Origin of the sequence: Streptomyces sp. NBC_00236 (genome assembly GCF_036195045.1) — a bacterium.
Classification (GTDB): Bacteria; Actinomycetota; Actinomycetes; order Streptomycetales; family Streptomycetaceae; genus Streptomyces.
In genome coordinates, this window is the sequence record NZ_CP108100.1 from 1,181,437 (window position 1) to 1,202,254 (window position 20,818).

Genomic DNA, 20,818 nt, shown 5'->3' on the forward strand with positions numbered 1-20,818 from the left:
GTCGCGTGCTGCGATCGGCTGTGCGGACTGCCGTCCGGCGGCCGCTCAGACCGTGATCAGGGCCTCCAGCGGGGCGCCCCGCAGGTGCGGTGCCAGGGCTTCCCGGCCGGACAGGAAGCCCAGCTCCATGAGGACGCAGACGCCGGCGACCGAGGCTCCGGCCCGCCGGATCAGCTCCAGGGAGGCACCGGCGGTACCGCCGGTGGCCAGGACGTCGTCGATGACCATGACACGGTCCTCGGCCGACAGGTCTTCCGCGTGGACCTCGATCTCCGCGGTGCCGTACTCGAGCTCGTACGCCTGGCCGAGCGTGGCTCCCGGCAGCTTCCCGGCCTTGCGGACGGGGATGAAGCCGAGACCGGCCCGTACCGCGACCGGTGCGGCCAGGATGAAGCCGCGGGCCTCCAGGCCGACGATCTTCGTGGCGCCGTGCTTCACGCACAGCTCCGCGAGGACGTCAGTGAGCGCCGTGAACGCGACCGGGTCCGCCAGCAGCGGGGTGATGTCCTTGAACATCACGCCCGGCTTCGGGTAGTCCGCCACATCGCGGATCCGGCTGAGCAGCAGTTCCCTGGTGCTCTCGGTGGTGCTGGTCATCGACGCTTCCCCGGAGTCCGTCCGTGGCCCCTCGGGGGCTCCTGGCGCTGTCCGACGACTGCTCCGGCGGGCGCGGCGTCCTCGGCGGTCCGCTCGTCCTCCTGCTCGGCCTCGTTGAGCTCGCCCTTGGCCGCGGCCGCGGCACGCTTGGCGAGGATCCGCTTCTTCAGCGCCTTCATCTGCGGTTCGCGTTCCTTGAGGTCGGCGACGAGCGGAGTGGCGATGAAGATCGAGGAGTACGCGCCGGCGGCGAGGCCGACGAAGAGGGCCAGCGAGATGTCGTTCAGCATGCCGGCACCGAGGACACCGCCACCGATGAACAGCAGACCGGCGACCGGCAGCAGGGCGACGACCGTGGTGTTGATCGAGCGGACCAGCGTGCCGTTGATGGAACGGTTGGCGATCTCGCTGTACGTCCACCGGGTCTGCTTGGTGATCCCCTTCGTGCCCTCCTTGAGGCTGTCGAAGACGACGACCGTGTCGTAGAGGGAGTAACCGAGGATCGTCAGCAGACCGATGACCGTGCCCGGGGTGACCTCGAAGCCGACCAGCGCGTAGACACCGACCGTGATGGTGATGTCGTGGATCAGCGCGACGAGGGCCGCGATGGCCATGCGCCATTCGAAGGCGATCGCCAGGTAGATCACGACGAGCACCATGAAGACGCCGAGGCCGGTCCAGGCCTTGTTGGCGATCTGCTCACCCCAGCTGGGGCCGACCAGATCGGCGGCGATCTTCTCTTCCGGAACGTCGAGGCTCTTGGAGAGCTCGCCCTTGATCTGGTCGGACTTCCCGGTGTCGACCTCGGTGATCTGGATGCGCAGACCGCCGTTGCCCAGCTTCTGGACGATGGCCTGGTGACCCGAGGCCTCGGTCGCCACGTCCTCCGCCTCGGAGACGGACACGCTCGTCTTCGGGGTGGTGAAGACGGCACCGCCCTTGAACTCGATGCCCATGTTCAGGCCGCTGACCGCCAGGCCGACGATGGCCGTGATGGTGATCAGGATCGAGATGCCGTACCAGATCTTGCGGTTGCCGATGAAGTCGTAGCCGACCTCGCCGCGGTAGAGACGGGCGCCGAGATTGCCGAGTCGCGACATCTCACGCCTCCTTCGGGTCGGTGGGGGCGTTGACACGGCGCGAACGGCGAAGCGGAGGCTTGGCGCCGAGCCGCTTCGGGTCCAGTCCGGACCACGGGTGACCACTCGCGAAGAACTTCGTGCGGGCCATGATCGTCATGACGGGCTTGGTGAAGAGGAAGACCACGACCACGTCCAGCAGGGTGGTGAGACCCAGCGTGAACGCGAAGCCCTGGACCTTGCCGACGGTGACCACGAACAGGACCGCCGCCGCCAGGAACGACACGAAGTCGGAGACGAGGATGGTGCGCCGGGCACGCGGCCAGGCCCGCTCGACGGCCGGGCGGAGTGTGCGGCCCTCGCGGATCTCGTCCCGGATGCGTTCGAAGTACACGATGAACGAGTCCGCGGTGATACCGATCGCCACGATGGCGCCACAGACCGCGGGCAGGTTCAGCGCGAAGCCGATGGCCGGGCCGAGGAGCGACATGATCGTGTAGGTCAGGATGCCGGAGACCAGCAGGCTGAGCAGTGCGATGAACGCCAGTCCGCGGTAGTAGGCCACCAGGTAGATGACCACCAGGGCGAGGCCGATGGCACCGGCGATGAGGCCCGCGCGGAGCTGCTCGCCACCGAGGGCGGCGGTGACGGTGGTGACGCTCTGCTCCTGGAAGGAGAGCGGCAGCGCACCGTAGGAGAGCACGTTGGCCAGTTCCTCGGCGGACTGCTGGGTGAAGCTGCCGGAGATCTCGGCGTTGGCGCTCAGCGCCTGGCTCACGGAAGGCGCCGAGACGACTTCGCCGTCGAGCGCGATGGCGAACTGGTTCTGCGGCTGCTGCTGCTGGGCGAGCTTGCCGGTGGTCTTCTTGAACTTCTTTGCGCCGCCGTCGGTGAACTCCATCTGGACGATCCACTGACCGGTCTGCTGGTTGATCGCGGCCTTGGCGCTGTCGACGTCCGTGCCGTCGACCTCGGCCGGGCCGAGGACGTACTTGGCGCTGCCGTCCTGCTCACAGGCGACGACCGTGTCGGTGGCCTTGGCGCCCTGGCTCGCCTTGGAGCGGGATGCCTTGCTGGAGCAGTCCAGCGCCTCGAACTTCTTCTGCAGATCGGCGGCGGCCGCCTGCTCCTCGGCGGAGGCGGTCGGCGTGGCGTCGGCCTTCGGCGTGGTGCTGACCTTCGGCGAGGGCGTGGGGTCCACCTTAAGGGCGCCGGTGACCGCGCGGCCCTGGGTGGTGGCGCTGGTGCTGGGCTTCGCGGACGGGCTCGCCTTGTCCGAGGCCGAGGTGGTCGGCGCGGCGGAGGGGCTGGCCTTGTCCGTGGACGAGGCGCTCGGCGCGGGCGTCGGCGTTCCCTGGGCGACGGTCAGCACCGGCCGGAAGTAGAGCTTGGCGGTCGTACCGACCTGCTCACGGGCCTGGGCGGAGTTCGTGCCCTTGGGGATGTTGACGATGATGTTGCGCTCGCCCTGGGTCTGAACCTCGGCCTCGGAGACGCCAAGACCGTTGACGCGGCGTTCCATGATCTGGACCGCCGTGTCCATGTTGGTCTTGTTGATCGCCGACTCCTGGCCGGGCTCGGCCTTCGCCTCCAGCGTGATGGACGTGCCGCCGGCCAGGTCGATGCCGAGTCGCGGCGTCGGCTGGTCGGCCAGGAACATCCCGCCGGTGAGAGCGACCATGGCGATCAGGATCAGAGCCAGGGAACGCCCCGGCCTGCCCTGACCGCCGGCCGGTCCTCGGCCCTTCTTCGGTGCTGCCACCTTCTCGTTTCTCCCTGTCCAACCGCCCCGCGCCGGGTACGCGCCCGAGCGGCCACGAAGTATTAGTGGGGACCCGCCCCCGCAGAAGACCGCACGGTCCGGGGATGGCCGGATGCCTGTGGGCTCACGGCATCCCCGGGTCGTGTGCTACTTCGCGTCGGCCTCGCCGTCGGCCTTGCCGTCGGACTTCTTGTCGTCGGCCGGCTCCGCGTCGTCCGACTCGGTCTTCTTGACCAGGTCGGTCTTCGCGTCGTCGTCGGCGGCCTCGTCGGCCTCGGTCAGCGAGGAGGCGTCGTCCGGCACGACCGCGCCGTCGACGTCGAGCTCCTCGGTGTCGCCGTGGACGATGCGGTTGTACTCCGCGTCGTCGAGGACGGCACCGATGGCGTTCTTCGCGTAGATGGCGTGGACGCCGGGGGCGACCTCAAGGAGGACCGTGTCGTCGTGAAGCTCCTTGACGGTGGCGTACATGCCCCCGATCGTCCGGACGCCGGTGCCGGGCTGCATTTCATTGCGCATGTTCGCAGCCGCCGCCTGCTTCTTCTTGGCGGACCGCGTCATCAGGAACATGGCCCCGATGAGCACGATGAAGGGGAGGAGAGTCACGGGATTCACGGGACGATTTTCCTTCGCACGACCGCGCTGGAAGGCGGCCTGGTCTACGGGGGTGGGTACACCGACCTTTAAGGGCGGCATCGGCGGAGTCTAAGCGAGTCCGCATCGATGGAACAACGCCCAGCATGGCACCGTGGTTCCTCTGTGGGTCAACCTGTGATGCATCACGCCCCGAACAGGCCCTGTTGTCCCTTTCCGCCGTGCTGCGGAGGAACCAGCCCGAGATGAGCCCAGGCGGCCGGGGTGGCGACGCGCCCCCGCGGCGTCCTGGCCAGCAGTCCTTCCCGTACGAGGAAGGGCTCAGCGACCTCCTCGACCGTCTCGCGCTCCTCACCCACGGCGACCGCGAGGGTGGACAGGCCCACCGGGCCGCCGCCGAAGAGCTTCAGCAGGGCGCCGAGCACCGCCCGGTCCAGCCGGTCCAGACCCCTGGCGTCGACCTCGTACACCTTGAGGGCCGCGGCGGCGATCTCGCGGTCGATCCTGCCTTCGGCCTTGACCTGGGCGTAGTCCCGGACGCGGCGCAGCAGCCGGTTGGCGATGCGGGGCGTGCCGCGGGAGCGCCCGGCGATCTCGGCGGCGCCCTCGACGTCTATCGCGACGTCCAGGAGGCCCGCCGAGCGGTGAATCACCCGTTCCAGTTCGGTGGGGGCGTAGAACTCCATGTGCCCGGTGAAGCCGAAGCGGTCGCGCAGCGGGGGCGGCAGCAGCCCGGCCCGGGTGGTCGCGCCGACCAGGGTGAAGGGCGGCAGCTCCAGCGGGATGGCGGTGGCCCCGGGCCCCTTGCCGACGATCACGTCGACCCGGAAGTCCTCCATGGCCATGTAGAGCATCTCCTCAGCAGGCCGGGACATGCGGTGGATCTCGTCGAGGAAGAGCACCTCGCCCTCCTGGAGCGAGGACAGGATCGCGGCCAGGTCCCCCGCGTGCTGGATGGCGGGGCCGGAGGTGATCCGGATCGGTGCGTTCATCTCCGCTGCGATGATCATGGAGAGGGTGGTCTTGCCCAGGCCGGGGGCGCCGGAGAGCAGGACGTGGTCGGCGGTGGCGCCGCGGGCGCGGGCCGCCTTGAGGACCAGGTCGAGCTGTTCGCGTACCTTCTCCTGGCCGACGAACTCGTCGAGGTCCTTGGGGCGCAGTGCCGCCTCGACCGCGGTGTCCTCGCCGTCCGCTCCGGCGTCGACGAGCCGCTCGTCGAGGAGCTCGTCGGTGTCGGGTCCGGTCTCGTCCCAGTTCATCTCGTCAGTCCCGCCTCGGGTGTTTCGGTGCCGTGCCGTGGGATGCCAGGCCGGGCGTCAGGGGTGGTGCCCGGGTCCGCTCAGCGCGCGCGGTTGAGGGTCTGCAGGGCGGCGCGCAACAGCTGCGGCACGGGCGGCTGGGCGCCTTCCGCGAGGGCCGCCTCCGCCTGCGGTGCGACGGCGGACACCGCTTCGTCCGCCTCGCGGGTGGCGTAGCCGAGACCGATCAGGGCGGCCTGGAGCTGGTCGCGCCAGGAGGAGGTGACCGCGGTGCCGATGCCCTGCTGGCCGATGTGGGCGCCGACGGGCTCGCCGAGTCTGTCCTTCAGTTCGAGCAGGAGTTTCTGGGCGCCCTTCTTGCCGATGCCGGAGACGGCGGTGAGCGCCTTCTCGTCGCCGGTGGCCACGGCGATGCGCAGGGCGTCCGGACTGTGTGTGGCGAGCATGGCCTGGGCGAGCCGGGGCCCGACTCCGCTGGCGGTCTGGAGGAGCTCGAAGACCTGCCGTTCGTCGTCGTCGGCGAAGCCGTAGAGCGTCAGCGAGTCCTCCCGGACGACGAGGGAGGTGGCGAGCCTGGCCTCCTTGCCGGTGCGGAGGCCGGCGAGGGTGTTCGGTGCGCACTGGACGGCCATGCCGATGCCGCCGACCTCGATCACGGCCGTGGTCGGGGAGAGCGCGGCGACGGGGCCGCTGACGAAGGCGATCATCGGGGGACCTTCCGGACGGGGGCTGCTGTGGTGCGCGGGACGCGCGGGGTGCGGGCAGCCGCTGCGGCCGCCGCGTGCGCCTGCTGGAGGCGGTTCAGCGCGGGGGCGCGCCAGATGTGGCAGATGGCGAGGGCGAGGGCGTCGGCGGCGTCCGCCGGTTTCGGCGGGGCGTCCAGGCGCAGGAGCCGGGTGACCATGGCGCCGACCTGCGCCTTGTCCGCGCGCCCGCTGCCGGTGACGGCGGCCTTTACCTCGCTGGGCGTGTGCAGGGCGACCGGGATGCCGCGACGGGACGCGCAGAGCATGGCGACCGCGCTGGCCTGGGCGGTGCCCATCACCGTACGGACGTTGTGCTGGGCGAACACCCGCTCCACGGCGACGTATTCGGGCCGGTGCTCGTCGAGCCACTCCTCGATGCCGCGCTCGATGGCCACCAGCCGGTGGCCGAGCTCCGCGTCGGCCGCGGTGCGCACGACGCCCACCCCGATCATCGTCAGGGGCCGGCCGGCGACGCCCTCGACGACTCCGACGCCGCACCGGGTGAGCCCGGGGTCCACGCCGAGTACCCGCACGATTCGCCCCCTCCCTGCTGATCGGTCAACTGTTCCCGCAGGCTATCGGCTCGCACTGACAATGCGACGGGCCGACGGGGTGTGTCCCCGTCGGCCCGTCCGCAGAAGCTGCGCAGGTCAGTCGACAGCCTGTCAGGCGTCGATCTTCTCCATGACCTCGTCCGAGACGTCGAAGTTGGCGAAGACGTTCTGCACGTCGTCGCTGTCCTCCAGCGCGTCGATCAGTTTGAAGATCTTGCGCGCGCCCTCTTCCTCCAGCTCGACCTGCATGGTCGGGACGAAGTTGGCCTCGGCCGAGTCGTAGTCGATGCCGGCCTCCTGCAGCGCGGTGCGTACCGCGACCATGTCGGTGGCCTCGCTGAGGACCTCGAACGTGTCACCGAGGTCGTTGACCTCCTCGGCGCCGGCGTCGAGAACAGCACCGAGCACGTCGTCCTCGGAGAGTTCGCCCTTGGGGACGATCACGACGCCCTTGCGGTTGAACAGGTACGAGACCGAGCCCGGGTCGGCCATCGAACCGCCGTTGCGGGTCATGGCGACGCGGACGTCGGACGCGGCTCGGTTGCGGTTGTCGGTGAGGCACTCGATGAGCACCGCGACACCGTTCGGGCCGTAACCCTCGTACATGATCGTCTCGTAGTCGGCGCCACCGGCTTCGAGACCGGCACCACGCTTGACCGCCGAGTCGATGTTCTTGTTCGGGACCGAGCTCTTCTTGGCCTTCTGGATGGCGTCGAAAAGGGTCGGGTTGCCGGACACATCGGCACCGCCGGTGCGGGCCGCGACCTCGATGTTCTTGATCATCTTCGCGAAGAGCTTGCCGCGCTTGGCGTCAATCACGGCCTTCTTGTGCTTCGTCGTAGCCCATTTAGAGTGGCCGGACATCTGCCTTCTCCTTCGCGTCACCAAATTCCGTACGAACCCGAGAGATCCTACCGGGGTCGAGTCAGCTGACTGCGCGCACCATGTCGACGAAGTACGCGTGAACCCGGTGGTCCCCGGTCAGTTCCGGGTGGAATGACGTGGCAAGGGCGTTTCCCTGCCGAACCGCCACGATGTGCCCGCCGTGCTCGGCCACCACCTTGGCCTGCGCGCCCACGGACTCGACCCACGGGGCCCGGATGAAGACGCCCTCGACGGGGCCGCCGTCGATCCCGGCGACCTCGACGGCCGCCTCGAACGACTCGTTCTGCCGCCCGAAAGCGTTACGCCGCACGATCATGTCGATGCCGCCGAGGGTCTCCTGGCCCGAGCGCGGGTCGAGGATCTTGTCGGCGAGCAGGATCATCCCGGCGCAGGTGCCGTAGACCGGCATGCCGGCCCGCACCCGCTCGCGGAGCGGTTCCAGCATGCCGAACAGGGCCGCCAGTTTGGACATCGTGGTGGACTCGCCGCCCGGGATGACCAGGCCGTCGACCTCGGCGAGTTCCTCGGGACGCCGGACCGGCCTGGCCAGGGCGTCCGCCGAGGCCAGGGCGATCAGGTGTTCCCGTACGTCGCCCTGGAGAGCCAGGACTCCGATCACAGGGGTGTCGCTCATCAGTGACTACCAGCCGCGGTTGGCGTAGCGCTCGGCCTCGGGCAGCGTGTCGCAGTTGATGCCGACCATGGCCTCGCCCAGGTTGCGGGAGGCGTCCGCGATGATCTTCGGGTCGTCGTAGAAGGTGGTGGCCTTCACGATGGCGGCGGCACGCTTGGCCGGGTCGCCGGACTTGAAGATGCCGGAGCCGACGAAGACGCCCTCGGCGCCGAGCTGGCGCATCAGCGCGGCGTCGGCCGGCGTGGCGACGCCACCCGCGGAGAAGAGGACGACGGGCAGCTTGCCGAGCTCGGCGACCTCCTTGACCAGCTCGTACGGGGCACGGAGGTCCTTGGCGGCGGCGTACAGCTCGTTGTTGTCGTAGCCGCGCAGGCGGGCGATCTCGTTCTTGATCTGGCGCAGGTGGCGGACGGCCTCGACGACGTTGCCGGTGCCGGCCTCGCCCTTGGAGCGGATCATGGCCGCGCCCTCGGCGATGCGGCGCAGGGCCTCGCCCAGGTTGGTGGCACCGCACACGAACGGGGTGGTGAACGCGAACTTGTCGCTGTGGTTGACCTCGTCGGCCGGGGTGAGGACCTCGGACTCGTCGATGTAGTCGACGCCGAGGGACTGCAGGACCTGGGCCTCGACGAAGTGTCCGATGCGGGACTTCGCCATCACCGGGATGGAGACGGACTCGATGATCTCCTCGATCATGGTCGGGTCCGACATCCGGGCAACGCCGCCGTCCTTGCGGATGTCGGCCGGAACCCGCTCCAGGGCCATGACGGCCACGGCGCCCGCGTCCTCGGCGATCTTCGCCTGCTCGGCGTTGACGACGTCCATGATCACGCCGCCCTTGAGCTGCTCGGCCATGCCGCGCTTGACGCGGGCGGTGCCGGTGGCGGGGGCGTCGGCGGACTGCGGGGTGGCGGGATTCGTGGACACGGATCGACCTCACTGGGGAGAAAGAGCTGCTGGAAGTGCAGGGCTGATGCACTGCTGAGCAAACGCTCCGGCACCAGTCCACAGCAAGGGCCAATGGGAGGCCGGTGGATCGTTTTGGCCCGGTGGATCGTTTTTGGGCACGGGGAATCGGTTTTTGGCCTGCTGGATCGGTTCGGTCCGGCGTGGTGGCGGCAGCGGGCGTGCCTGCGCCGCGCCTGCCGCCGTCAGCTGACCGGGCGGTCCGCGAGGGCGACCGGCGGCTCGTCGTCCATCTCGAAGGCCAGCGGGAACGGGGCGTGTCCGGCCAGCCGGAACCAGCGCACGGTGCGGTGACGGCGCAGCGCCCGCGCCGCCCGCACCGCGTCGTTGTGGAACCTGCGCGCCATCGGGACCCGGCGCACGGCCGCGGCCAGCTCGGAGGCGGCCTCCTCGCCGCCCGGGATCTCCTTCACCGCGTCGACCTGTGCCCGCTCGCCGAACACCGCGCGCAGGGCGGTGCTGAGCTCGCTCTCGGCGACCTCACGGTGCTCCTCCTCCGACTGCCGGGCGGCGTGCGCGGCCTCGTACAGCACGATGGAGGCCGCCGGGTCGAGGACACCGGACGTGGCGAGTTCCTGGGTGACCGAGGCGCGGCGCAGGAGTTGGGCGTCGAGGGCGGCCCGGGCCGCGTCGATCCGGGTGTGCAGCCGGTCGAGACGGCCCGCGGTCCAGCTGAGGTACAGGCCGATCGCGATGAGCACGACGGCGGTCCAGATGAGGGTTTCGGTCACGGGCGCAAAGGCTACCGGTGAGCGGGCGCCGGACAGCCGCCCCGGGAGCCTCGGATGCTGTCCCGGCAGGCGCAGGCACCGCCCCGGCAGGCGCGAGCGCCGTCCCGGCAGGCGCAGGCACCGCCCCGGGACATGGTCAGTCCCGGGCCAGCCCGAACCGGGCCCGCAGCCCCGTACGTTCGTCCGTCGCCACCGACGCCGCGCCGTCGGCCACCGTCTCGTACACCGCGAGGATGTCCGCCCCGACCGTCGACCAGTCGAAGCGCCGCACGTGCGCGCTGCCCCGCTCGCGCAGCTCCGCACGCCGTTCCGGGTCGCCCAGCAGCCGGATCGCCGCAGCGGCCAGGGCGTCCGCGTCCTCGTTGGTGAACAGTTCCCCCGCCGCTCCCAGGTCCAGGACCTGGGCGAACGCGTCGAGGTCGCTGGCCAGGACCGGTGCGCCCGCCGACATGGCCTCGACGAGGATGATGCCGAAGCTCTCGCCGCCCGTGTTGGGCGCGACGTACACGTCGACGCTGCGCAGCAGCCGCGCCTTGTCCTCGTCGCTCACCATGCCGAGGAACTCGACGCGTGCGCGCATCTCCTCCGGGAGCGAGGCCACGGCCTCCTCCTCGTCGCCCCGGCCCGCCACGAGCAGCCGGGTGTCCGGGCGTGCCGCGAGGATCGCGGGCAGCGCACGCATCAGGACGGGCAGGCCCTTGCGGGGCTCGTCGATGCGCCCGATGAAGCCGATCGTGCCGCCCTGCCACTCGGGCCTGGGCTCGGCCGCGGCGAAGAACCCGACGTCGACCCCGTTGGGGATGACGACCGCGTCGCCGCCCAGGTGCTCGACAAGGGTCCGCCGCGCGTACTCGCTGACCGCGATGCGCGCACTGATCTTCTCCAGCGCCGGCTGGAGGATCGGATAGGCGGCGATCATCGCCCGCGAGCGCGGATTGGAGGTGTGGAACGTGGCGACGATCGGGCCCTGCGCCGCCCAGCAGGCCAGGAGCCCCAGGGAGGGCGAGGTCGGCTCATGGATGTGGATCACGTCGAACGTGCCGTCGTGCAGCCACCGCCGCACCCGGGCGGCGGACAGGAAGCCGAAGTTCAGCCGGGCGACGGAGCCGTTGTACGGGACGGGCACGGCCCGGCCCGCGGACACCACGTACGGCGGCAGCGGCGTCTCGTCGTCGGCCGGGGCCAGCACGGAGACCTGGTGGCCGAGCCGGATCAGATGCTCGGCCAGATCGCGGATGTGGAACTGCACGCCGCCCGGAACGTCCCAGGAGTACGGGCAGACGATGCCGATCTTCACTGCCGGGGCCTTTCGTTCGGGTCGGTCCGGATCGGGGAGCGGGGTCCTGTGCGTACCGCTGCGAGGCGGGGTGGGAGTCGCTGCGGAGGACGGGCGACCGACGACAACGCCGCAGATGGGATGCCGGACCCCACGAGCCCGGCATGACCCGGACGGAAGGACCCAGTGCCGCGTCAGCCAAGGTTCGCCCCGTCGCGACGCCGTGCACGCACTCTCGCCGCATCGGCCGAACGCCCGAGTCCGTCCGGTACGAGGGCTTGTGGCCGGCATGCCGGGAGCACACACCCGACGCCGCTCCCTCACGGGCAAACCTTGACTGGCGCAGCACTAGTCTCCGCGGGGTTCGAGGTCGGAGAGCCAGAGCCGTTGCAGCATGTGCCAGTCCTCCGGGTGCTCGGCGATACCCAGGGCGAACGCGTCGGCCAGGGCCTGTGTCATCAAGGACGTCTTCTCGGCGCGGTCACCTGAGCCGGGTACCTCGACGGGCGGATGGATCCGCGCCTTCATCACCGGCGTGTCGTCGTACGAGAGCGTGACCGGCAGCAGCAGGGCACCGGTCTGCTGGGCGAGCAGCGCCGGGCCTGCGGGCATCCGGGCCGTGTCGCCGAAGAACGTCACCTCGACGCCCGAGGCGGACAGGTCGCGGTCGGCCACCAGGCAGACGAGCCCGCCCTCGCGCAGCCGGCGCGCCAGCGTGCCGAACGCGGTCCCGCCGTTGTGCGCGAGCACCTCCATGCCCAGGCCCTCGCGGTACGCCACGAACCGGTCGTACAGCGACTCGGGCTTGAGCCGCTCGGCGACCGTGGTGAACGGAACCTTCAGGTCCGTGGTGACCCACGCGCCCGCCAGGTCCCAGTTCCCCAGGTGCGGCAGGGCGAGGACGACCCCGCGCCCGGCGTCGAGCCCTTCGGTCAGCCGGTGTGCGTCCGTCACGTCGATGGACGCCTTGATCCGCTCCGGCGTCCAGGTGGGCAGCCGGAACGACTCCATCCAGTAGCGCATGTACGAGCGCATGCCGGCCTTGGAGAGTGCCGCGAGCCGGGCCGGGCTCGCGTCCGGCACGACCCGCGCCAGGTTCGACTCCAGGCGCAGCACGCTCTTGCCGCGCCGCTTCCAGACCTGGTCGGCGATGGTGCGGAACAGCGCCCGCGCGACCGGTTCGGGCAGCTTCTTGACCGCGGTCCAGCCCAGGCCGTACAAGCCGTCGCTCAGCCGCTCACCGGCACCGGGCTTCGTGTCCCCGGGCGCGCCGCTCACTGCGCCGCCTCGCTCCCCCGGTCCCCCGCAGCCGACACCGCGGCCGCCGCGTCGGCCTCGGCGGACTCGCGGCGCACGGTCACCACCCGCTGCACCAGCGTCACCAGGCTGCCGACGGCGACGATCCACAGGGCGATCGGGAGCAGGATGTCGATCCCCGGCACACCGAACGCGTGCAGCCCCGCCAGACCTGCGGCGACCAGCGAGATCACCAGGCGCTCGGCACGCTCCACGAGTCCGTTGACCGCCACCGGCAGCCCGATCGACTCACCGCGTGCCTTGGTGTACGAGACCACCTGGCCGCTCGCCAGACAGAAGATCGCGACCGCGCACAGGACGTTGTCGTCGCCGCTGCCCGCGTACCAGAGCGCGAAGCCCGCGAAGATCGCCCCGTCGGCGACGCGGTCGAGCGTCGAGTCGAGGAACGCGCCCCAGCGGCTGGAGATGCCCGCCTGCCGCGCCATGTTGCCGTCGACGAGGTCGGAGAAGACGAAGATCGTGATGACGATCGTGCCCCAGAAGAACTCCCCCATCGGGAAGAAGACCAGCGCACCTGCCATCACCCCGGCCGTGCCGATCAGAGTGACCGCGTCAGGGCTCACGCCCAGACGCAGCAGCAGTGCGGCGAACGGCGTGAGGACACGCGTAAAAAATGCACGCGCGTACTTGTTCAGCATGGCCTTCCCGAGGGTCGGTGGGCCGCATGGCCCCATCGGCCACCGGCTGGCCCATCGTAGTCACGACCGCGGGGATCCACTGTCCGGGCACCCTGGGAGACGTCGTCGACCCGCCGCGGACGCGGCTCCCGGTCCCGTGCGGCGGTGTACGGCGTATGGACGCGACCCGGACACAGTGCCAAGCTCGGAACTACCGCGGGCGTCGTCGTAGCCGCCGCGGCGGCTCCCCCGTGCCCGTGCGGCCACTTCCCATCCCGCGCCGGCGGTCCCCCCGCCCGGCGCCACCACCCGGGAGGCACGTGTCATGGGCGACAAGGCACACACGCACACCGGAGCCGCCGGAGGAGCAGCCACGGCCGGCCACCCCTCCGCCATCAGGAACGTGGTGCTGGTCGGCCACAGCGGCTCGGGCAAGACCACCCTCGTCGAGGCCCTTGCACAGACCGCGGGCGCGGTCAACCGGGCCGGCCGGGTCGAGGACGGCACCACGGTCTCGGACCACGACGGGATCGAGCAGCGCCGACAACGCTCGGTATCGCTCACCCTCGTCCCCGTCGAATGGGACGGCATCAGGATCAATCTGCTGGACACTCCCGGATACGCCGACTTCGTCGGGGAGCTCAGGGCCGGTCTGCGCGCGGCGGACGCGGCCCTCTTCGTCGTCTCGGCCGCCCAGGAGGCCGATGCCGTCGCCGGCACCACCCGCGCCGTGTGGGAGGAGTGCGCCGCGGTCGGCATGCCGCGCGCCATCGTGGTCACCCACCTGGACACCGCCCGCACCTCCTTCGACGCGATGACCCGGATCTGCGGCGAGATCTTCGGCGGTGACGACCCCGATGCCGTACTGCCGCTCTACCTGCCGGTGCACGGACCCGAGGCCGCGGACGGACACGCACCGCTGACCGGGCTCACGGGCCTGCTGTCGCAGCGGATCTTCGACTACTCGGGCGGGGAACGGCAGGAGCATCCTCCGGCCGAGTCGCAGCAGGCGCCCCTGGCGGATGCCCGCAACCGGCTGATCGAAGGGATCATCGCCGAGAGCGAGGACGAGACCCTGATGGACCGCTACCTCGGCGGCGCCGGCATCGACATCAGGACACTCGTCGACGACCTCGAACGCGCTGTCGCGCGCGGCACCTTCCATCCGGTCCTCACCGTCGCCCCCGCCGCCGACGGTGCCCGCCAGGGCATCGGCACCGTCGAACTCCTCGACCTGATCACCGGCGGCTTCCCCACCCCGCTCGAACGCCGGCTGCCCGCCGTCACCACCCTGCACGGCGCCGCGCTCCCCGCCCTGGACTGCGACCCGCAGGGCCCTCTGGCCGCCGAGGTCGTCAAGACGGACTCCGACCCCTACATCGGCCGGCTCTCGCTCGTACGCGTCTTCTCCGGCACCCTGCGCCCCGACGACACGGTGCACGTTTCCGGCCATGGACTCGACGACCCGGCCCACGAGGCCCGGCCGCTCCACGAGACCGAGACCCGCGTCGGCGCCCTCTCCTCGCCCTTCGGCAAACAGCAGCGGCCCGTCACCGCCTGCATCGCCGGTGATCTCGTCTGCGTCGCCCGGCTGGACACCGCGGAGACCGGCGACACCCTGTCCGCCCCCGGCCATCCTCTGCTGATGCGGCCGTGGACGATGCCCGACCCCCTGCTGCCGCTCGCCATCGAGGCACACGGCAAGGCCGACGAGGACAAGCTCTCCCAGGGCCTCGCACGCCTGGTCGCCGAGGACCCGACCATGCGCCTGGAGCAGAACCAGGACACCCATCAGGTCGTCCTGTGGTGCCTCGGGGAAGCCCACCTGGACGTGGCACTGGACCGGCTGCGCACCCGCTACGGCGTCCAGGTCGACGCCGTCCCCCACCGCGTCGCCCTGCGCGAGACGTTCGCCGGGCCGTCCACCGGACGCGGCCGCCACGTCAAACAGTCCGGCGGCCACGGCCAGTTCGCCGTCTGCGAGATCGACGTCGAGCCGCTGCCGCCCGGCTCCGGCATCGAATTCGTCGACAAGGTGGTCGGCGGATCGGTACCCCGCCAGTTCATCCCCTCCGTCGAGAAGGGCGTCCGCGCCCAGGCCGCCCGCGGTCTGACCACCGGACATCCCCTGGTCGACGTCCGCGTCACCCTGCGGGACGGCAAGTCGCACTCCGTGGACTCCTCCGACGCCGCGTTCCAGACCGCGGGCGCCCTGGCCCTGCGCGAGGCAGCGGGCGACGCCCGCATCCAGCTCCTGGAACCCGTCGCCGAGGTCCGCGTCCTGATCCCCGACGACTACGTCGGCCCGGTGATGAGCGACCTCTCCGGCCGCCGCGGCCGGGTGACCGGCACCGAGCAGTCCGGTACCGGACGGACCCTCGTACGGGCCGAGGTCCCGGAGCTGGAGATCGGACGCTACGCGGTCGACCTGCGCTCCCTGTCCCACGGGACCGGCCGGTTCGACCGCTCCTACGCCCGCCACGAGGCCATGCCCCCACAGCTCGCCGACCGCCTTCACGAACAGTAGGAGAACGGCACCAAAGGAACATAAGCCCACTGGCTTCCCGCTGTCGTCCCCAGCGTTGTCCACAGGGCCGGACGGGGTACCGATCCGGACGATACGCTGTGCTGCCAGGTCAGAAAGTGTGCCGGGCCCGGCAGTTGGGAAACAGCCGCAGGAGCGGTTCCTCGGCGGCGAGTGGGGGCGACAGTGGCCAGCAACGGATTCGATTTCTCTCCCGGAGCGCAGATTCCGCTCCAGGGGGCGGCAGGAGCGGCGGTGGCGACCAACGCCCTCGCCTCTGCCGCGTACCGGGACAGCCCGGTGGAGGACATCCTCAAAGCCAACAGCGAATGGCACAAGTCGGAAGTCAAGGCAGGGCGTTCCAAGCTCTTCAAGTCCGACTACTTCAAACCCAACCTCGGCGAGGCCTTCTCCCGCGCCGTCCAGGAACGCACGCTGGGCGGCGCACGGAAGGCCCTCATCCAGTCCTTCGGCAGCGACCCCCAGACCGTCGTCGAGCACTGCCTCTCCGCGACCCGCCTGCGCAAGGCCCGCGACACCAAACTCACCGCGGTCACCGCCCTGTTCGGCTTCGTCTTCCTGCCCGGAATGCTGCTGTGGGTCATCGCGTTCCGCCTGCGCGACGGCCTCGCCAACACCAAGGACAAGGGCCTGGCCGCCCTCGGCAACGCGCTGCTGCCCATCGTCGGCATCGGAGCCCTGGTCCTCCTGGTCGCCATGCCTCTCAACGGGCTCCTGGCGCTGTACCTCCGCGCGATGATCGTGGCGCCCGTCATCGGCTGGCTGATCGCCAAACGGATCGCCGAGAAGTCCGCCCAGGACATGCGTGCCCGCTGGGAAGGGCTCCTCTCCGGCGGCGGGGTCATCGCGAAGATCCCCGAAGCCGTGCCGAAGAACCCCAACGAGACCGCCCGCGAGGCGCTCCGCCAGGGCCTGGAGAAGCTCTCCGCCGAACAGCAGTCCAACTCCGTCTTCTACGCCGGCCCCAAGGGCATCCTCGGCATGGGCACCCGCTGGGGAAGCTGGCAGCTCGCCGAGGACCTCGTCGCCAAGGAACCCGCCAAGGAGTTCCACCAGTTCCGCAGCTGGGACCTGATACGCGTCATCCACGACCAGCTCAAGATGCTGGAGCGCGGCCCGCTGAACACCGGCGGATTCCCCACGCCGTCCGTCACCCACTGGATCGTGTCGCCCGTCGGGGAGAACACCGACGAGGTGTCCCGCCCCGAGGGCGAGGACGTCGCCACCTTCCAGGTCAAGCCGCACGAGATACAGCGGATCTGCAACCACCAGCAGTTCGGCGGCGGCGACCGTCACTACCTGGGCGTCCAGTTCACCCTCTGGGACGGCCAGCTGGTCATCACCATGATGATCACCGTCACCGTGCTCTTCGAGACCCTGCGCATCGAGGTGACCGGGCACGCCCTCGGCCCCGTCCACTCCCTGTTCACCAGCAAGCCCGCCGCCAAGAAGAAGACGGTCAACAAGACCGTCAAGTTCTGGGAGACCCGCGACATCGCGCTGGCCCTGGTGGAGTCGAAGGAGGTCGTCCGCCTCGCCCTGCGCGCCCCCTTCACCTGGTACCCGCCGCTCCTCGACTACCTCGGCGGCAAGATCGCCCTGCCGGAACCCTTCGGGCTGCGGCACGCCTGGGCCGAGAAGCCGTGGCGTCACCGCTTCATGGCCGACGACGCGATGCGGGCCGCCACACCCGTCCTGCGCGTCGTGCACAGTGCGGCCATGAAGGTCCTGGAGGAGAACGGCGTCGACACGGACCGCTTCGACAACCGCTCGTCGATACTGAGCGGACTCGTCCAGGACCCCACCCCGCGCAAGGCCGACCTCTACGACGCCTAGACAGTGCGTGTGGGGCGCCCCGGAAGTCCGGGGCGCCCCACACGGTGCAGAGGAAAGAGCCGGAATCAGACGCCGCGCGGCCAGGCGTCGGCCAGCATCGCGCGCGTGTCCGCCAGCAGCTGCGGCAGCACCTTGGTGTGCCCCACCACCGGCATGAAGTTGGTGTCACCGCCCCATCGCGGCACCAGATGCTGGTGCAGATGCGCGGCAATACCCGCACCGGCCACAGCGCCCTGGTTCATCCCGATGTTGAAACCGTGCGCCCCCGACGCCGCACGCAGCGCCGTCATCGCACGCTTGGTGAAATCGGCGAGCTCCAGCGTCTCGGGACCGTCCAGCTCGGTGTAGTCCGCGACATGGCGGTACGGCACCACCATCAGATGCCCGCCGTTGTACGGATACAGGTTGAGCACCGCGTAGACCTTCTCGCCGCGCGCGACGACGAGCCCGTCCTCGTCCGACTTCGAGGGGATCTCGCAGAACGGACAGCCGTCGCCGGCCTCCGGGCCGGTCGGCTTGTTCTCGCCCTGGATGTACGCCATCCGGTGGGGCGTCCACAGGCGCTGGAACGCATCGGGCGTCCCCACTCCGATCTGCTGCTCCGGCTCACTCGTCATGCCGATCAGCATATTGCGTACCCCGCGCGAAGCGTGTCGCCGGGGCCGATCCCGTCCGCTCGGCGCGATGCTGGCCCGATGCGCGACCGCACCCCGGCCCGGCCCTCACCCGCTCTCGCCCTCTGGGAGCAGCGCACCGAGGTACCGCTCTTCGCCGCCTCCCTGCTCTTCCTCCTCGGCTACGCGGTGCGCGTCCTCGCCCCGGACGACGCCGAGCCGTGGCACGACCTCGCCCTCGCCCTGGTCGCCGCCACCTGGCTGCTCTTCGTCGTCGACTACGCCGTACGGATCCGCCTCAGCGGCCTGGGCCGCCGGTTCGTCCGGGTCCGCTGGCTCGACACGCTCGTGCTCCTGCTGCCGCTGCTGCGTCCGCTGCGCCTGGTCAAGGTCTACACGGCCATCCAGAAGCGGCACGACGAACCGCGTCTCAGCCTGTACGCACGGGTGATGTCGTACGCCGGCCTGACGGCCCTGCTGCTCGGCTTCTCGGCGGCTCTCGCGGTCTACCACCAGGAACACGATGCGCCGGCCGCCTCGATCCGGACCTTCGGCGACGCGGCCTGGTGGGCGTGCGCGACGCTCACGACGGTGGGGTACGGGGATGTCGTGCCGGTGACTCCGTGGGGCCGGGTGGTCGCGGCGGGGCTGATGGCCTGCGGGCTGGCGCTGCTGGGGGCGGTGACTGGTTCGTTCTCGTCGTGGCTGATCCAGGTGTTCCGGCGGGAGGACGAGAAGGGGCCCCCGGCGAGCGGGTAGCTCGCCGGGGGCCCCTTCAGGGCACGGATCAGACCTGGACGCGGTCCTCCACGGCCTTGGCGATCTTGGCGATGGCGTCCTCGACCGGGATGCCGTTCTCCTGCGAACCGTCGCGGTAGCGGAAGGACACGGCGCCGTTGGCCATGTCCTCGTCACCAGCGATGATCATGAAGGGCACCTTGGCCTTCTGCTGGTTGCGGATCTTCTTCTGCATCCGGTCCGACGAGGCGTCCACGTCCACCCGCAGCCCCTGCTTGCGGGCCTTGGCGGCGAACTCCTGGAGGTACGGGATGTGCGCGTCGCCGATCGGGATGCCGACCGCCTGGACGGGCGCCAGCCACACCGGGAACGCACCCGCGTAGTGCTCGAGGAGCACGGCGAAGAAGCGCTCGATGGAGCCGAACAGGGCACGGTGGATCATGACCGGGCGCTGCTTGGTGCCGTCGGGGCCGGTGTACTCCAGGTCGAAGCGCTCCGGCAGGTTGAAGTCGAGCTGCACGGTCGACATCTGCCAGGTCCGGCCGATGGCGTCCCGCGCCTGCACCGAGATCTTCGGGCCGTAGAACGCGGCACCGCCCGGGTCCGGGACCAGCGGCAGGCCCTGCTTCTCGGCGACCAGACGCAGTGTCTCGGTGGCCTCTTCCCATACCTCGTCGCTGCCGACGAACTTCTCCGGGTCCTTGGTGGACAGCTCCAGGTAGAAGTCGGTCAGGCCGTAGTCGCGGAGCAGGTTCAGGACGAAGGTGAGCGTCCGGTCCAGCTCCTCCGCCATCTGCTCCTTGGTGCAGTAGATGTGCGCGTCGTCCTGCGTGAAGCCGCGCGAGCGGGTCAGGCCGTGCACGACGCCCGACTTCTCGTACCGGTACACGGTGCCGAACTCGAAGAGGCGCAGGGGAAGTTCACGGTAGGAGCGGCCGCGCGCGTCGAAGATCAGGTTGTGCATCGGGCAGTTCATCGGCTTGAGGTAGTAGTCCACCCCGTCGTCGAGCTGCATGGGCGGGTACATGCCGTCGGCGTACCAGTCCAGGTGGCCGGACTTCTCGAAGAGCTTGCCCTTGGTGGCGTGCGGCGAGTAGACGAACTCGTAGCCCTCCTCCTCGTGGCGGCGCCGCGAGTAGTCCTCCATGGCCCGGCGGATGACGCCGCCCTTGGGGTGGAAGACGGCGAGGCCCGGGCCGATCTCGTCGGGGAAGGAGAAGAGGTCCAGCTCGTTGCCGAGCTTGCGGTGGTCGCGCTTGGCGGCCTCCTCCAGGAACTCCAGGTGCGCCTTGAGCTCGTCCTTGGTCGGCCAGGCGGTCCCGTAGATGCGCTGGAGCATCGGGTTCTTCTCGCTGCCGCGCCAGTACGCCGCGGCGTTGCGCATCAGCTTGAACGCGGGGATGAACCGGGTGGTCGGCAGGTGGGGACCCCGGCAGAGGTCCTTCCAGCACAGTTCGCCGGTCTTCGGGTCGAGGTTGTCGTAGATGGTCAGCTCGCCGCCGCCCACCTCGACGTCCGCGCCGTCGTCCGTGGAGGCGGCGCCCTTGATTCCGATGAGCTCCAGCTTGTACGGCTCGTCGGCGAGCTCCTCGCGGGCCGCCTCGTCCGTCACGACCCGGCGGGAGAACTTCTGGCCCCGCTTCTGGATCTCCTGCATCTTCTTCTCGATGGCCTTGAGGTCCTCGGGCGTGAACGGCGTCTCGACGTCGAAGTCGTAGTAGAAGCCGTCCTTGACCGGCGGGCCGATGCCCAGCTTGGCCTCGGGGTGGAGCTCCTGCACGGCCTGCGCCATCACGTGCGCGGTGGAGTGCCGCAGGATGTTGAGGCCGTCCTCGGACGAGATCAGTACGGGCTCGACGGTCTCGCCGTCGGAGACCACGTACGCGAGGTCCTTCAGTTCACCGGCGACGCGGGCGGCGACGACGGTGCGCTCGCCGGGGAAGAGCTCGGCTGCCGTAGTGCCCGTCGTCACCACGCGCTCTTCCCGCTCGGAATCGCGTTGGATGGTCACACGGACGTCTGACACCGGTCTCTCCTGACTGAGGGGGCGCACCCGCATTCCCGTGGC

19 protein-coding genes are annotated in these 20,818 nt (G+C 70.2%); 3 read left to right on the forward strand and 16 right to left on the reverse strand.

The features are described 5' to 3' along the window. Nucleotides 1-45 precede the first annotated feature (45 nt). From OG446_RS05115 to pgsA, 14 genes are all read right to left on the reverse strand, one after another. Nucleotides 46-597, reverse strand: a complete 552-nt coding sequence (locus OG446_RS05115; RefSeq protein WP_328892905.1) for an adenine phosphoribosyltransferase — start codon at nt 595-597, stop codon at nt 46-48. Then, the gene (gene secF / locus OG446_RS05120; RefSeq protein WP_328892906.1) at nt 594-1,697 is read right to left on the reverse strand and encodes a protein translocase subunit SecF; all 1,104 of its coding nucleotides are present in this window, start codon (nt 1,695-1,697) and stop codon (nt 594-596) included. The genes OG446_RS05115 and secF overlap by 4 nt, the downstream gene beginning before the upstream one ends. Before the next feature lies 1 nt (nt 1,698). Continuing rightward, a complete protein-coding gene (gene secD, locus OG446_RS05125; protein WP_328892907.1) occupies nt 1,699-3,438 on the reverse strand; it encodes a protein translocase subunit SecD in 1,740 nt (579 codons plus the stop codon). Nucleotides 3,439-3,585: 147 nt separating this feature from the next. Next, a complete protein-coding gene (gene yajC / locus OG446_RS05130) occupies nt 3,586-4,053 on the reverse strand; it encodes a preprotein translocase subunit YajC (protein ID WP_328892908.1) in 468 nt (155 codons plus the stop codon). A 164-nt stretch (nt 4,054-4,217) separates the two neighbouring features. Further along, nucleotides 4,218-5,291 (reverse strand): Holliday junction branch migration DNA helicase RuvB, encoded by a 1,074-nt coding sequence (ruvB, locus tag OG446_RS05135; RefSeq protein ID WP_219570307.1) that lies wholly within the window; start codon nt 5,289-5,291, stop codon nt 4,218-4,220. A gap of 80 nt (nt 5,292-5,371) precedes the next feature. Further along, a complete protein-coding gene (gene ruvA, locus OG446_RS05140; protein ID WP_328892909.1) occupies nt 5,372-5,998 on the reverse strand; it encodes a Holliday junction branch migration protein RuvA in 627 nt (208 codons plus the stop codon). After that, nucleotides 5,995-6,570: a crossover junction endodeoxyribonuclease RuvC gene (gene ruvC, locus OG446_RS05145; RefSeq protein ID WP_328892910.1), complete on the reverse strand. Its 576-nt coding sequence runs from the start codon at nt 6,568-6,570 to the stop codon at nt 5,995-5,997. Before ruvC ends, ruvA begins: the two co-directional genes overlap by 4 nt. A 132-nt stretch (nt 6,571-6,702) precedes the next feature. Continuing rightward, nucleotides 6,703-7,455: a YebC/PmpR family DNA-binding transcriptional regulator gene (locus OG446_RS05150; RefSeq protein ID WP_328892911.1), complete on the reverse strand. Its 753-nt coding sequence runs from the start codon at nt 7,453-7,455 to the stop codon at nt 6,703-6,705. 61 nt (nt 7,456-7,516) lie between these two features. Then, nucleotides 7,517-8,110 carry a pyridoxal 5'-phosphate synthase glutaminase subunit PdxT gene (pdxT, locus tag OG446_RS05155; protein ID WP_328892912.1) on the reverse strand — a complete coding sequence of 198 codons (594 nt, stop codon included), beginning with the start codon at nt 8,108-8,110 and terminating at the stop codon, nt 7,517-7,519. Nucleotides 8,111-8,116: 6 nt separating this feature from the next. Then, the gene (pdxS, locus tag OG446_RS05160) at nt 8,117-9,037 is read right to left on the reverse strand and encodes a pyridoxal 5'-phosphate synthase lyase subunit PdxS (protein WP_148016286.1); all 921 of its coding nucleotides are present in this window, start codon (nt 9,035-9,037) and stop codon (nt 8,117-8,119) included. 224 nt (nt 9,038-9,261) lie between these two features. Further along, the gene (locus OG446_RS05165; protein WP_148016285.1) at nt 9,262-9,807 is read right to left on the reverse strand and encodes a hypothetical protein; all 546 of its coding nucleotides are present in this window, start codon (nt 9,805-9,807) and stop codon (nt 9,262-9,264) included. A 136-nt stretch (nt 9,808-9,943) separates the two neighbouring features. Then, a complete protein-coding gene (locus tag OG446_RS05170) occupies nt 9,944-11,104 on the reverse strand; it encodes a glycosyltransferase family 4 protein (RefSeq protein WP_328892913.1) in 1,161 nt (386 codons plus the stop codon). A 327-nt stretch (nt 11,105-11,431) separates the two neighbouring features. Then, nucleotides 11,432-12,361, reverse strand: a complete 930-nt coding sequence (locus tag OG446_RS05175) for a phosphatidylinositol mannoside acyltransferase (RefSeq protein ID WP_328892914.1) — start codon at nt 12,359-12,361, stop codon at nt 11,432-11,434. Further along, a complete protein-coding gene (gene pgsA / locus OG446_RS05180; RefSeq protein ID WP_148016282.1) occupies nt 12,358-13,038 on the reverse strand; it encodes a phosphatidylinositol phosphate synthase in 681 nt (226 codons plus the stop codon). The genes OG446_RS05175 and pgsA overlap by 4 nt, the downstream gene beginning before the upstream one ends. Before the next feature lie 304 nt (nt 13,039-13,342). On the opposite strand from pgsA, the gene OG446_RS05185 reads away from it, so the two are divergent. After that, entirely contained in the window at nt 13,343-15,544 is a 2,202-nt protein-coding gene (locus OG446_RS05185; RefSeq protein WP_328892915.1) for an elongation factor G-like protein EF-G2, read from the forward strand. Between the two features lie 183 nt (nt 15,545-15,727). Continuing rightward, entirely contained in the window at nt 15,728-17,398 is a 1,671-nt protein-coding gene (locus OG446_RS05190) for a hypothetical protein (RefSeq protein ID WP_328892916.1), read from the forward strand. A 65-nt stretch (nt 17,399-17,463) separates the two neighbouring features. On the opposite strand, the gene OG446_RS05195 is transcribed toward OG446_RS05190, so the two are convergent. Beyond that, nucleotides 17,464-18,027: an HIT family protein gene (locus tag OG446_RS05195; protein ID WP_328892917.1), complete on the reverse strand. Its 564-nt coding sequence runs from the start codon at nt 18,025-18,027 to the stop codon at nt 17,464-17,466. A 66-nt stretch (nt 18,028-18,093) separates the two neighbouring features. Between OG446_RS05195 and OG446_RS05200 the strand changes: the two genes are divergently transcribed. Further along, the gene (locus OG446_RS05200) at nt 18,094-18,771 is read left to right on the forward strand and encodes a potassium channel family protein (protein ID WP_328892918.1); all 678 of its coding nucleotides are present in this window, start codon (nt 18,094-18,096) and stop codon (nt 18,769-18,771) included. 28 nt (nt 18,772-18,799) lie between these two features. On the opposite strand, the gene thrS is transcribed toward OG446_RS05200, so the two are convergent. Then, nucleotides 18,800-20,776 carry a threonine--tRNA ligase gene (gene thrS, locus OG446_RS05205; RefSeq protein WP_328892919.1) on the reverse strand — a complete coding sequence of 659 codons (1,977 nt, stop codon included), beginning with the start codon at nt 20,774-20,776 and terminating at the stop codon, nt 18,800-18,802. Between the last annotated feature and the right edge of the window lie 42 nt (nt 20,777-20,818).